The 12,931-nt window shown below is 67.3% G+C and carries 15 protein-coding genes; 9 read left to right on the forward strand and 6 right to left on the reverse strand.

Annotated features, from left to right (window positions below):
* The 5 genes from IU459_RS31415 to mhpA all read left to right on the forward strand — a co-directional run.
* On the forward strand, positions 1-126 hold a 126-nt coding region (locus tag IU459_RS31415), incomplete at its 5' end, for an aldehyde dehydrogenase family protein (protein WP_195133225.1).
* Positions 127-329: 203 nt separating this feature from the next.
* A complete protein-coding gene (locus IU459_RS31420; RefSeq protein ID WP_195133226.1) occupies positions 330-539 on the forward strand; it encodes a hypothetical protein in 210 nt (69 codons plus the stop codon).
* 121 nt (positions 540-660) lie between these two features.
* Complete coding sequence (locus IU459_RS31425) at positions 661-1,512, forward strand: alpha/beta fold hydrolase (protein ID WP_324199107.1); 852 nt, start codon at positions 661-663, stop codon at positions 1,510-1,512.
* Entirely contained in the window at positions 1,509-2,537 is a 1,029-nt protein-coding gene (locus tag IU459_RS31430) for a VOC family protein (protein ID WP_324199104.1), read from the forward strand. Before IU459_RS31425 ends, IU459_RS31430 begins: the two co-directional genes overlap by 4 nt.
* Positions 2,534-4,288 carry a bifunctional 3-(3-hydroxy-phenyl)propionate/3-hydroxycinnamic acid hydroxylase MhpA gene (gene mhpA, locus IU459_RS31435; protein WP_195133227.1) on the forward strand — a complete coding sequence of 585 codons (1,755 nt, stop codon included), beginning with the start codon at positions 2,534-2,536 and terminating at the stop codon, positions 4,286-4,288. The genes IU459_RS31430 and mhpA overlap by 4 nt, the downstream gene beginning before the upstream one ends.
* 26 nt (positions 4,289-4,314) lie before the next feature.
* On the opposite strand, the gene IU459_RS31440 is transcribed toward mhpA, so the two are convergent.
* Positions 4,315-4,950: a TetR/AcrR family transcriptional regulator gene (locus tag IU459_RS31440; RefSeq protein ID WP_228838797.1), complete on the reverse strand. Its 636-nt coding sequence runs from the start codon at positions 4,948-4,950 to the stop codon at positions 4,315-4,317.
* Positions 4,951-5,185: 235 nt separating this feature from the next.
* On the opposite strand from IU459_RS31440, the gene IU459_RS31445 reads away from it, so the two are divergent.
* On the forward strand, positions 5,186-6,292 hold the full coding sequence (locus IU459_RS31445) for an amidohydrolase family protein (protein WP_195133277.1): 1,107 nt from the start codon (positions 5,186-5,188) through the stop codon (positions 6,290-6,292).
* A 143-nt stretch (positions 6,293-6,435) separates the two neighbouring features.
* On the opposite strand, the gene IU459_RS31450 is transcribed toward IU459_RS31445, so the two are convergent.
* The 4 genes from IU459_RS31450 to fabG all read right to left on the reverse strand — a co-directional run bounded on the left by IU459_RS31450 (position 6,436) and on the right by fabG (position 10,195).
* Positions 6,436-7,707: an ABC transporter substrate-binding protein gene (locus IU459_RS31450; protein WP_195133278.1), complete on the reverse strand. Its 1,272-nt coding sequence runs from the start codon at positions 7,705-7,707 to the stop codon at positions 6,436-6,438.
* Positions 7,704-8,525 (reverse strand): carbohydrate ABC transporter permease, encoded by an 822-nt coding sequence (locus IU459_RS31455; RefSeq protein ID WP_195133228.1) that lies wholly within the window; start codon positions 8,523-8,525, stop codon positions 7,704-7,706. Before IU459_RS31455 ends, IU459_RS31450 begins: the two co-directional genes overlap by 4 nt.
* Entirely contained in the window at positions 8,515-9,378 is an 864-nt protein-coding gene (locus IU459_RS31460) for a carbohydrate ABC transporter permease (protein WP_195133229.1), read from the reverse strand. The genes IU459_RS31455 and IU459_RS31460 overlap by 11 nt, the downstream gene beginning before the upstream one ends.
* Positions 9,379-9,442: 64 nt before the next feature.
* On the reverse strand, positions 9,443-10,195 hold the full coding sequence (fabG, locus tag IU459_RS31465) for a 3-oxoacyl-ACP reductase FabG (RefSeq protein ID WP_195133230.1): 753 nt from the start codon (positions 10,193-10,195) through the stop codon (positions 9,443-9,445).
* Between the two features lie 157 nt (positions 10,196-10,352).
* Between fabG and IU459_RS31470 the strand changes: the two genes are divergently transcribed.
* Complete coding sequence (locus tag IU459_RS31470) at positions 10,353-10,829, forward strand: SRPBCC family protein (RefSeq protein WP_195133231.1); 477 nt, start codon at positions 10,353-10,355, stop codon at positions 10,827-10,829.
* 145 nt (positions 10,830-10,974) lie between these two features.
* On the opposite strand, the gene IU459_RS31475 is transcribed toward IU459_RS31470, so the two are convergent.
* Positions 10,975-11,157 carry a hypothetical protein gene (locus tag IU459_RS31475; RefSeq protein ID WP_195133232.1) on the reverse strand — a complete coding sequence of 61 codons (183 nt, stop codon included), beginning with the start codon at positions 11,155-11,157 and terminating at the stop codon, positions 10,975-10,977.
* Between the two features lie 252 nt (positions 11,158-11,409).
* On the opposite strand from IU459_RS31475, the gene IU459_RS31480 reads away from it, so the two are divergent.
* Together IU459_RS31480 and IU459_RS31485 are read left to right on the forward strand one after the other, a co-directional pair.
* Positions 11,410-12,030: a TetR/AcrR family transcriptional regulator gene (locus IU459_RS31480; protein ID WP_195133233.1), complete on the forward strand. Its 621-nt coding sequence runs from the start codon at positions 11,410-11,412 to the stop codon at positions 12,028-12,030.
* Positions 12,027-12,830, forward strand: a complete 804-nt coding sequence (locus tag IU459_RS31485) for an SDR family oxidoreductase (protein ID WP_195133234.1) — start codon at positions 12,027-12,029, stop codon at positions 12,828-12,830. The genes IU459_RS31480 and IU459_RS31485 overlap by 4 nt, the downstream gene beginning before the upstream one ends.
* Positions 12,831-12,931 lie beyond the last annotated feature (101 nt).

Genomic DNA, 12,931 nt, shown 5'->3' on the forward strand with positions numbered 1-12,931 from the left:
CAGTACAACGGCTTCGACACCGCCCTCCCGTTCGGTGGCTACAAACAATCCGGGTGGGGCCGTGAACTCGGCAGCGCCGCACTCGATCTGTACACCCAGACGAAGGCAGTCAACATCGCGTTGTAAGCCCCGTCGGACGGGCGGACTTCTACTTCCGCTCGTCCGCTTGGGCAGGCGCGCGATAGCGGTGCGTCTGATGCCATGCATCCAGCTGACATTTTTGGAGATTTCGGAATGCGCCCAGGCCATGTTCCAGCTGATCGCCATGGGCTGCGCGGGATCGCGTCGAGCGCCGTCGCCGCCGTGCGCCATTCCCCGGGCAGGCAGCCGTGAGTGGCACGCGGCCGCCGAGGCGAATCCGGCGCATCACGATCCAATCGGGCGCCCTGAAACTGGCATTTCGCGCCTCGGATGAGCATGCCAGGAGCGTCTCGGAGGCGCTGGCGCGTACCTATCCGCACCTCGACCTGGTCGTCACCGTCGATGACGAGGTGGACGAGCAGCTGCCGCAGCTGCCGTGCGCCGCGCTCTGGGAGTAGGGCCGTAGCCCTCGTGATGACAACCATGGTTCTGACAATTTCATCATTTTATGCTTGACAGATGCTTTCCTCGTATCTGATGATTTCATCAGTAATGGACGTGGAGGTAGCTGTGACGAGCATCGACAAGGGTGTCGGCACCGGGCGGACGGTCCGGGTCGGCGGGCGCGAGATTTTCTTCAGCGAGGCCGGGTCCGGTCCCGCGGTGGTGTTGCTGCACGGTGGCGGGCCGGGGGCGACCGGGCTGTCCAACTACTCCCGCAATATCGACGCGCTGGCGCGGCGTTTCCGGGTGATCGTGCCGGACATGCCCGGCTACGGGCGGTCGACGAAGTGGGTCGATCAGTCCGATCCGTTCGGCTACCTCGCGCGGGCGGTCGCGGGCCTACTGGACGAACTCGGCATCGCCTCGGCGCATATGGTCGGCAACTCCTACGGCGGTGCGGCGGCGCTGCGGCTGGCGATGGAGCGGCCCGAGAAGGCGGGCCGGATGATTCTGATGGGACCGGGTGGTGTCGGCACCACACGCGCGCTGCCCACCAAGGGCCTGCAGGAGTTGCTGAACTATTACCCGGGCAGCGGACCGAGCCGGGAGAAGATCATCCGGTTCATCCGCGAATACCTGGTGTTCGACGGCTCGGCGGTGCCCGACGAGCTGATCGAGGAACGCTACCGGGCCAGCATCGATCCCGAGGTGATCGCGAATCCGCCGCTGCGCCGCCCGCGTGCGCTGCGCACCCTGTGGCGGATGGATTTCACCCGCGACGCGCGCCTGCGCGAGGTCGCGCATCCCACGCTGGTGATCTGGGGTGCCGCGGACAAGGTCAACCGTCCCGAGGGCGGTCCCATGCTCGCCGACGCGATGCCCAACTGCGACCTGTACCTGTCGGCCAACACCGGCCACTGGGTGCAGTGGGAGCGCGCGGACCTGTTCAACACGCTGGCCACCGAGTTCCTCCAGGCGGACTCGTGAACGGCTTCCTGCGGCCCGACACCGACGATTCGGTATTCGGCGCGGTTCACCTCGGTTACATCGCGGTGGAGTCGCAGCGGCTGACCGACTGGCGGCGGTTCGGTGCCGACGCCATCGGCCTGCACGTGGACGAGCTCCGCGCGGATGTCCTGCGCTTCCGTCTCGACGACCGCGCCTGCCGCTTCCTCATCCAACGCGGCCCGGCGGAGGATGTCACGGCGTTGGGCTGGCAGGTCGACGATCACGAGACCTTCGACCGCATCATCGCCCGTGTGGCCGATCGCAGGGTGCCGATCATCGAGGCAACACCGGACGAGGCGGCGCTGCGCGGTGTGGAGCGATTGTGGCGGTTCCCGGGGCCCAAGGGCATCGCGCAGGAGATCTTCACCGTGCCGGTGACCACGCCGGAGCCGTTGCGGATGCTCAGCTCCGGCTGGGTCACCGGCGAGGCCGGCATGGGACACGTGGCGATCGTGTCGCGGGAGCCGGAAGCGATGCGCGGGTACTACCACACGGTCTTCGACTCGCGTCTGACGGACTACATCGACGAGAACGTCTCCGGACTGAAGATGAAGATCCGATTCTTGCGCGTCGATCAACGCCATCACTCGATCGCCATCGCCGATATCCGGGGCATCAAGATCGATCCGATTCGCACTCGGGTGCAGCACATCAACATTCAGTCCGCGACCCTGGACGACATGCTGGCCGCCTACGGCCGGGTGACCGATCTGGGTTTCCGCATGGCGTGGTCGGTCGGCCAGCACACCAATGATCGGGAGCTGTCCTTCTACTGCGTGACACCGTCCGGTTTCGAGCTGGAGGTGGGCTGGAATCCGGTGGTGATCGGTCCCGAACTCGAATCCACCTGGGAGCCGGCCACATATCAGGGCATCAGCATCTGGGGGCACAGCACGGTCGGGGAGACGGTGCTGGACAAGTTCGCCCAGTTCCGCCAAGCGCTGCGGGCCATGCGGACGCCGGAGACCACCGTTCCCGAACTAGCGGGAGGACTGTCACGATGACAACCACGGATTTCGACGTCGTGATCGTCGGCCTCGGCCCGACCGGCCTGACCGTGGCCAATCTGCTCGGCCGGCGTGGGGTGAGCGCGCTCGTGCTGGAACGCGAGCCGGAGTACTACGGGCTGGCGCGTGCGGTCTACACCGACGACGAAGGCATGCGCGTCTTCCAAACCGCCGGTGCGGCAGACGAACTCGCCGCCGACATGAACCTCGACTGCACCGTGCAGTGGGTGCGCGGTGATGGCCGGGTGCTGGCGCAGTTCAACCAGACCGACCGTCCGCTGGGGTGGCCGGTGGCCAACTTCCTGTACCAGCCGTATCTGGAGAACACCCTCGAACACGCGCTGCTCCGTTACCCCCACGTCAGTGTCCGCCGCGGACGCGAGGTGGTGGCCTTCGATCAGGACGACGCCGGTGTGAGCGTCGAGCACGCCGAATGCCTGGGCACCGGGTACGGCAAGCGTCCACCGGATACCGACCTGCGCACGGCCGAGCGGGTACGGGCGAAGTTCCTGGTCGGCTGCGACGGCGGTCGCAGCGTGGTACGCACCCAGCTCGGCATCGATATGACCGGCACCAGCTTTCCGGAACGGTGGCTGGTGGTGGACCTGAAAGCCAAGGACGGTGTCGATGCGTTCCGGCACCTGCCGTATTTCGATTTCGTCTGCGATCCGGAGCTGCCGATCGTGTCCTGCCCGCAGCCGGACCGGCATCACCGCTTCGAGTTCATGCTGACCGACGAGCAGACCAAGGAGGAGATGGAGGACGCGGACAACGTCCGCCGCCACATCGCCCGGTTCGTCGACCCGGACGAGGTCGAGGTGCTGCGCAAACTCGTCTACACCTTCAATGCCGTCGTCGCCGACCGCTGGCGCGACGGCCGCGTCCTGATCGCCGGTGACGCCGCGCACATGACGCCGCAGTTCATCGGGCAAGGCATGAACTCCGGCGTGCGGGACGCGGACAACCTGTCCTGGAAACTGACCACGATCATCAAAAACGGTGCTTCGCTGCACATTCTGGACACCTACGAGTCCGAGCGGCGACCGCACGCCAAGGCGATGATCGACCTGTCGGTGTTGAACAAGTCCCTCGTCTCCATCGACAACAAGCTGGTCGCGGCCGCCAGGAACATCGCGCTCGTCACCGCGTTGCGGGTGCCCGGACTGGGCGGCTGGATTCGCGGCGCCAAGATGAAACCGTCGCCGCGCTTCCGTCGCGGCGCATATCTGGGCCTGCCCCGGCGCGGACTGCGTGGCGTCGAGGGCACACTCGCCCCGCAGCCGGACGTGCGCACCTACGACGGTCGTCATCGCCGATTCGATGACGCCCTCGGCGTGGGATTCGCGCTGCTCGGCTACGGAGTCGACCCGAGGTCTGCGCTCAATGCGGACGACTTGGCGGCGTTGCGGGCGCTGGGCACGCGGTTCGTCAGCGTCTACCCGCTCGGCGGGCGACCGCAGGGCAAGCCGGGAGATGGCCGGACCGCCGGAGATGATTTCGCCGATATCGAAGACCACACCGGCGCACTGTCCCGATGGTTCGCCAAGGCGGGTGTCGGTGCCGGAGGGCTACTGCTGCTGCGCCCGGATCGGTTCGTCTTCGGAACCGCCGGCCCCGGTCACGGCGGCGCGCTGATCGCCGAACTGTTGCGTCGGCTCAGCGGTTCCGCCGTTTGCCCCACCATCTCGGGCGCAACGTACTCCGATTCGGTACCGGAATCCGGCCACGACCTCGAGGAGGCTCGATGACCCTGCCGCCGAACTCGGCGGCGGGCCTACAGCTGCGGCTGTGGCGGAAGCGGCGTCGAGGCCAGCTTCTGCGCCGCCCGTTTGGTCATCCCGAACATGCGCAGCACATGAAAAGTCATCTCGTCCGACAGCGCCCCGGCGTCGGCGTCCGGCCGGGCGTCCAGCATCTGCAACAGGCCCAGCAGCGACCCGCCCGCGGCCATGACCGCCATGTCCGGATCCATCGGCTCGAACCGGCCCGCCTCCTGCGCGGCGATGATGTCGCGACGTGCGCGCGGCGCCAGCCCCTCGTCGCGCAGCAGCACCGACATGCCGGAATTCAGCAGCACCCGAACCATTTCCGGCACCTGCCGCTGCAACCGGCCGGTCATGCGGTAACTCACCGCGAACACCTCGGCCGGATCGTCGTACAACGCCACGATGGCGTCGCGCATCTCGCTGTAGACCTGCAGCGCCGAACGGATCGCCTCGTCGAACAACTGCTCTTTCGACTGGAAGTGGTTGTAGAAGGTGCCGAAACCGACGTCGGCGGCATCGGTGATCTCCTGAATGCTCACCGCGGAACGACCCTCCGACAGGAACTTCCGCGCGGCGCCGAGCAGCGCGTTGCGGGTGCGTTCCCGGCGCCGGTCGATGCGGTTGCGCACGGCGGGTTCTGCCATCGGTCCTCCGATCCTGCGATATCGTCACCAGAATCGTATCTGAGGAAACCATCAGATAAGATCGCGATTTCTATACGCCCGGTGTGTCGTGCGCTACACCCCGCTGAATTCCACCCTGGTGGTCAGTTGTGCCCGGCCGCCGATCATGGGGTGACTCCACCGCTCTGCGTTTTCCTTCTCGATTCCGAAAGTGAGGACTTCTGTGCCCGAATCACGCTCGCACTCTCGCGTGCGGATGAACCGCCGCCGCGTGCTCGGCGGCGCCGTCGCGGGAACGCTCGGTGTCGCCGCGACGGCCGCGACGATGCCGATCGCCCAGGCCGCTCCAGCTCGCACCCAGCAACCCGCGCCGTCGGGCGCCTACCGGATCGACCTGCACGCGCATTTCCTGCCGCCGGACTACCGTGCGGCCCTGCTCGACCACGGCCATGTCACGATCGGCGGATACCCGACACCGGACTGGTCACCGGAGCAAGCGCTGGCGTTCATGGACTATTACGGGATTCAGGCCCAGGCGTTGTCGGTGTCCGACCCGGGCGTGTCCTTCCTGCGCGGGAAGGAAGCCAACGACATGGCTCGCTACTGCAACACCTACGCCGGGAACCTGTTCAAAACCCATGCCAAGCGTTTCGGCGCCTTCGCGGTGCTGCCGATGCCCGATATCCCCGCTTCCATCGCGGAAGCGATCTACGCGCTGGACGAGCTGCACCTCGACGGCGTGGTCCTGCTGTCGGCCTACGACGGCGTGTATCTCGGCGACCCGCGCTTCGAGCCGCTGATGATCGCGTTGAATCAGCGCAACGCCTACGTCTTCGTCCACCCGGCCGCCATCCCGTCCGATGCCAAGCCGAAGCTCCCGCTGCCGGACTTCCTGGAGGAATTCACCTTCGACACGACCCGCGCCGCGACATTGATGATGGCCACCGGCATGACCCAGCGTTATCCGAACATCCGATTCCAGCTGTCACACGCGGGTGGCACTCTGCCGTTCCTGTCCCACCGCATCAGCGTCGCCTCGCAAACCGTGCTCGGCGAACTGTGGCCCGACGACCTGCCCAGGCCGTCGATCCTCGACACGCGCCGCCAGATCGCGAACTTCTACTACGACACCGCACTCAGCGGGTCGGCCGCCGCGATGGCCAGCGTGCTCGCGGTGAGCACCCGCGACCACGTCGTCTTCGGTTCGGACTGGCCTTTCAGCGCCCTCACCCTCCCGCAGACCGGCACACATGATCCGGCTCCCGGGCTCAGCGACATCTTCGACGCCGACGAGCGCATGGAGGTCGAACGGCACAACCCGCTGCGGCAACTGCCCCGGCTGGCCGATGCGGTGAACGCGTGAGCAGCCGCTGCACGCCGCCGGCCGCGGGGACCACGGCCCCGCCGGAGCGGCCGTGCCGACGAAACCCCCGAATCCACATCCTGTCGGCAATAGGTCGACCGGCGAGCGGCAACGCCGCGTTTCGGCGCGATGCTCGAGCACAGTCAGTTCTGCGCGACCGCGGCCTCCGCCGCGGCACGGGCGCGAGACAGCCCCTCGCGCACCGGGATTCGTCCCAGATACATCTCGGCGAAGATCGGGTCGATGGCGCGCAAGGCGGCAGGAAAACCAGGGCCGCCGCCCGAGGGGATACGCGGACCGCGCAGCACGTCGAAAAACGGGGAGACGTCGACGCCCTTCCCGGCCCAATAATCGCGGTAGGCACCTTGCTCGGAGACAACGGCGGGAATAGTGGCGCCGTCGCGGGCCAGATACCGGTTGCCCGCACCGCTGCCGAGCCAGGCGAGCACCCGCCGGACGGCATCCGGGTGCCGAGTCGCGGCGTTGCCGGCGACACCGATCGCGTTGTTGGTGCTCACTCGCCCGGACGGCCCTTGCGGCAGCGGCGCCACGCCCCACCCGAAAGGGGCCTGCTGGGCGATCTGCGCGAGGTTGAACGTCCCGGACTGCAGCAACGCCAGTTTGCCTTGCAAGAAGGCGTTCTTCGCGAAATCCGGGTTGGTGTTGGTGTCGGCGGGTGCGGGCGTTAGCCGGTCGGCGATCAACCGCAGCAGATAGTCGAAGGCCGCGACACCCTGCGGGCTGTCGAAGACGAAGTGATCGCGCTGATCCTGGAACCGTGCTCCGGCCGAGCCCAGGTACGGCAGCTCGATGGACTGGAAGTCGTGGCCCGCGTTGTAGGCCCACGGTGCGACCGTGGCCAGTCGGCGCAGCAGCGAGCGGAACGTGTCGTCGTCGCCCGGGCTCCACCGCAGGGCGGAAAGTTCGGCGGGATCGATGTGTGCCGCCGCGAGCAGGTCGCGGTTGTAGTACACCGCCGTTCCGCCGTCCACGAATTGCGGTACCGCCCAGAGCGTTCCGTGTCGTGTGTACTGCGCGATCGCCGACGGGTCCCAGGAATTCGCGGCTTCGGCACCGAGTGCCGCGCCGATGTCGATCAACCGTCCGGCGTCGGCGTAGTCCTCGTACAGGTTGGTCCAGAACAGGTCGTCGGCGGTGCCGCCGGCCACGTCCAGCCGCAGCTTCTGCTGATACGACGACCACGGCACGACGGTGATCCGGACTTCGACATCCGGATTGCTTCGCTTGAACTCCGTCAGCGAGGTGCGGTAGCGGGAGACGAACGACTCGTCCCAGATCCGCAGACTCACCACGGTGCGGCCGGACCCATCGGCACGACCGAGCCACAGTACGGCCGCGACGAGCACAACCGCCGCGATCCCGATCGCGAGCACGGCGCGGGTCGAGGTCTTCATTTCATCCCCGTCCACGCGATCGAGCGCAGCACTTGCTTCTGGAAGATCACGAACAGCAGTGTCAGCGGGGCGATGGCCAGGGTCGTCGCCGCCATCACCAGGGTCCACTGCGCGTTGTACCGGGTCTGCAGATTCGCGGTCGCGACGGTCAGCACCTGCCACCGCTCGCCGCTGCTCGCGACCAGCGGCCACATGAAGTTGTTCCACTGCGAGACGATCGTGATGAGCGTCAGCGTCGCCAGGACCGGACGGCTCATCGGCACCATCACGTGCACGATGACATCCAGGGTGTTCGCGCCGTCGAGCCGCGCCGCGCCGATCAACTCCTCCGGAATCGCCCGGAAGTACTGGCGCAGCAGGAAGATCGCGTACGGCGAGCCGAAGGCGAACGGCAGCACCAGCGCCCAGAAGGTGTTGAGCCAGCCGAGTTTCGCGAACATCAGATACAGCGGAATGAGCGTCACCATGGGCGGCACCATCATCGTGCCCAGATAGACCCAGAACAGCGCTTCCCGGCCGGGAAACTCGGTGCGCGCGAACGCGTAAGCCGCCAGCACCGAGGTGATCAGCTGGCCGCCGGTGACGAACACCGTCAGCAGCGCGGTCACCAGCACCGCCCGGCCGAGCCCATGGTCCAGCGCGGTCCGGAAGTTGTCCGCGGTCACCGGATTCGGCAGGGCCAGTGGCGATCCGGTGGCGAATTGGCCGGGCGTGGTCACCGCGGTGAGCGCGCTGAGCACCAGTGGCGCCACGGTGAGCACCGCTCCGGCCAGCAGTACCGCGTACGCCGCGGCCGAACGCAGGCGATCAGAACTCATAGGTGGTCCGGTTCCGGAAGTACCGGTGCTGTGCGATGGTGATCGCGACCAGCACCGCGAACACGACGAGCGCCATGACCGCGGCCCGGCCCGGCCGCGCGGCGTCGAATGCCTCGGAAAACATCCGCATCGCGACCACATCCGTGCGATCGCCGGGTCCACCCTTGGTCAACGCGTAGACGGTGTCGAAGGTCTGGAAGGCGGTCAGCACGCCGGTGACGAGGACGAAGAACATGGTCGGCCGCAGCAGCGGCAGGACCAGCCAGCGGATCCGGTGCCAACCGGTGGCCCCGTCCAGGGCGCCCGCGTCCAGGATCTCGCGGGGAATCGCCCGGATCCCGGCCAGGAAGAACAGCGCCACGTACCCGAAGTTCGCCCATACGCTCACGGCGGCCACCGACGGCAGCGCCAGCGCCGGATCGGACAGCCATTCGATGCGGCGGCCGAGCACAGCGTTCAACGCGCCGCCGGTCGGCGCGAACATCCACTGCCACACCACACCCACCGCCACCGGCGCACACATCCACGGCAGCGCGTACATCACCCGTAGACCGTGCACACCGCGCCGGGCCAGCAGTGCCGCTACCGCGAATCCCAGCACGGTCTGCATCGGCACGACGATCGCCGTCAACGCCGAGGTCACCAGCAGGGCGTGGCCGAAGGCCGGATCCCGCAGCACCGAGCGCCAGTTCCGCAGACCCACGAACTCCATGGGTCCCAGCAGATTCCAGCTGTGCACACTGAGCCAGGCCACCACCAGGATCGGCAACAACAGGAAGGCCCCGATTCCGATCAGGCTCGGCAGCAGCAGTACATAACTCGTCACGGCACGACGAGCCCCACGCCGTCTCATGTCCTGCGACGCTACCGTCCCTTCCGGCACCGCACGGGGACGGGCGTCGAGGGGGACCGCGCGGTCAGTCGGTGGGACCGCCCGCTACGTAGATCACCTGTCCGGAAACGAAACCCGCGCCCTCGCTCACCAGGAACGACGCGGTGTGCGCGATGTCATCGGGACGGCCGACGCGCTGCACCGGGATCTGCGCGGCGGCGGCCTTCTGGAAGTCCTCGAAGGAGACGCCGACGCGGGCGGCGGTGGCCGCGGTCATGTCCGTGACGATGAATCCGGGCGCGATGGCATTCGCGGTGACGCCGAACTTGCCCAGCTCGAACGCCAAGGTCTTGGTGAAGCCCTGGAGACCGGCCTTGGCCGCCGAGTAGTTGACTTGGCCGCGGTTGCCGAGCGCCGAAGTGCTCGACATGTTGACGATGCGCCCCCACTTCTGCTCGACCATGTACTTCTGCACCGCGCGGGTGAGCAGGAAGGCGCCGCGCAAGTGCACGTTCAGCACCGCGTCCCAGTCGTCGACGCTCATCTTGAACAGCAAGTTGTCGCGCAGGATACCGGCGTTGTTGACCACGACGGTCGGCGCGCCGAGCTCGTTCTCCAGCTGCTGGACCGCCGCGGCGACCGACTCCTCGTTCGACACGTCGGCCCCCACGGCGACGGCCTGCCCGCCTGCCTCGGTGATCGCTCGGACGGTGTCGGCGCAGGCGGCCGAATCCAAATCCAGCACGCCGACGCGAAGCCCGTCCGCCGCCAATCGCTTGGCGATCGCCGCGCCGATTCCGCGCGCGGCGCCGGACACTACTGCAACTCGCTCGCCCATGAGCGCATCCCTTCGTCGATCGGATGTCGGATTCAGTCATACCGCACCGGGTGGGCGATGACGGTGATCACCGGGGTGGCGTTCTCCGCCGGGCGAATTCCGGCACCCTCGAGCGGAAGGCTTGCTCAGTCGTCGGCTTCGATGTTTCGATCGGCACGTGACCGACCAGACCGAAGTTCCTCGCATTGTCAGCGCCAGCCGTGAAATCGCCGCGGGTGCGGCAGAAATCTTCGAGCTCATCGCCGATCCTTCCGAGCAGCCACGCTGGGACGGCAACGACAACCTCTCGGAGGCCGCGCCGGGGCAGCGGGTGCGGGCGGCAGGAGAGGTGTTCAGCACGACCCTGACCAATGGGGCCGTGCGCGACAACCACGTGGTGGAGTTCGCAGAGGGCCGCCGCATCGCTTGGCGTCCGTCCGAACCGGGCAAGCAGCCGCCCGGCCATCTGTGGCGCTGGGAACTGAAACCGGTGGACGACGCTCGGACCCTGGTCACCCACACCTATGACTGGACTTCGCTGACCGACGAGAAGCGTCAGGTCCGCGCCCGCGCGACCACCTCCGACAAACTGCTGGCATCCGTCGTCCGGCTCGCCGATCTCGCCGAGAACCGGGCGATTTCGTCGCGGCAGTAAGCCATGCCGTCGCGGGGTCGTGGGGAGGCCCCGCGCACAGCGGTATGCGCCGCTCAGCACACCGCTGAGCGGGCTCGATGTCGCCGTCTATCGCGCGACAACCGGAATGTCCGACGCTGCGCTACCTTCCGCCGGATACGCAACGTCAGATGCAGAAGCTGAGACCGACCGACCCCAACGGGACGGTGAGGCATACCACTACCGGCCCCAACGCGTCGGTGGTCGGTGCGGGTGAGGCCGGAGCGGCCGATGCTGCCGGAGCGAACAGGGCGCCGACGGACAGTGTGATGGCGGTTGCGGCAATCGCCTGAGCGGCTTTCGTAAACATGATGACGTTCCTCGGCTGAGCGATTTTCCCGACCCGAGCCAGTGGTGACTCTTCTCCGATCATCCGCCGATGCGCTGGCGTAAACAAGGCCGCGTATTGGTGCGAACCCGCTCTTGGCAACTCTCCAGCGATGGGCTTTGTGGCTGACCGGGGGCGGTATTCACAAAATTCGCTGACGTGGCGAATCCATAGCAGTCATCCGTGCGGGTAAATTAATTAGCCATTTGTAAAATTACCGGCTACCGTGTGCTGGTGCCCGCTCACCGCACTCCGGATCCCGGCAATCGCGTCCGCGATGCCGAACGCACCAAACGCTGCCTGCTGGAAGCCGCCTTGGAGGAGTTCGCCGCACGCGGCTACGCGGGCGCTCGGGTGGGCGACATCGCCGAGCGCGCTGGCGTCAACAAACAGCTGATCACCTACTACTTCGGCGGCAAAGAAGGTCTTTACCAGGCGATGCGGCAGCGGTGGCTGGAGCGGGAGTCCACCATCAGCGACCCCGCGCTGCCGCTGACGGAGGTGGTCACCAACTATCTGCGCGACGCGCTGCACGACCCGCGCGGCGTTCGTTTGCTCATGTGGCGGGCACTGTCGGATGCCGACCCATCCATCGACCAGCCGCTGACCGCGGACGACATCGCCGACACCAGGCGCCGCCAAGAGCGCGGCGAGATCGCCGCCGATCTCGACCCGGCCGCCCTTCTCCTCGCTTTGCTCGGGATGGTCGTCGTGCCGGTGCTGCTCTCCGCCCAGGTCCACGAGTTGTTCGGCATGGATGCGCGATCGGCGGAGTTCGAGCGGCATTACGGCGAACAGTTGCGCCGCATTCTCGCCCACCTCGGCAATTCCCGTTCCGAAGGAGAAACGTCATGACCTACCTGGTCACCGGTGTCCGCGGCATTGTCGGTCGCGCGGTCGTCGATCAGCTGCTCGCGGCCGGAAAGCCGGTCAGGGCGGCCAGTTCGCAACCTGACCGCGCGAGCGCCCCCGACGGTGTCGAACTGGTCGGACTCGACCCGACCGATCCGCGATCGGTCGCCGCCGCGCTCGACGGGGTGGACAAGGTCTTCTGCTACGCCGCGCACGAAGGCCTGGACACCTTCGTCGACGCCGCGAAGTCGGCCGGTGTCGCACACATCGTGCTGCTGTCCTCGATCGCGGCGGTCAGTGACCAGAACCCGATCGGCGCAAGGCATCTCGCGGTGGAGAATCCGCTGCGCGAGTCGGGGCTGCCGCTGACCATCCTGCGGCCCGGTGCCTTCGCGGCCAACGCCCGCACCTGGTTTCCCAGCATCAAATCCGAGCGCGTGGTCCGGGTGCCTTTCCCGGGTCTGCAGCTGACGCCGATCCACGAAGCCGACATCGCCGCCGCGGCCATCACCGCACTAGACGTCCCCGGCCACGCGGGCCAGACCTACCCGCTCACCGGACCCGAGTCCGTCTCGCACCGTGATCAGGTCGACGCCATCGCCGCCGCCCTCGGCGAGCGCGTCGACCTGGTCGAGCTGACCTACGAGGAGGCCGCCGACTTCTACTACCGCCCGGTGCTGGATCTGTGGGCCGCATCCGGAACCGAACCGAGCCCGGTCGGCCCCACCTCCGAATCGGTGACCGGCGCCCCCGCCCGCACGTTCGCGCAGTGGGCCGTCGACCACGTGGACGACTACCGCTGACGGCGCCGCGGCAGGCGAAGGCCGCCGGACTTCGACAGGCTTGTGCAGGTCCGCCCGCGATGGCCGCGGTCAGGCCGCGCGGGGCGGCTCCGGGTGTACGA

The sequence above is a fragment of the Nocardia amamiensis genome, from assembly GCF_015477605.1.
Classification (GTDB): domain Bacteria; phylum Actinomycetota; class Actinomycetes; order Mycobacteriales; family Mycobacteriaceae; genus Nocardia; species Nocardia amamiensis_A.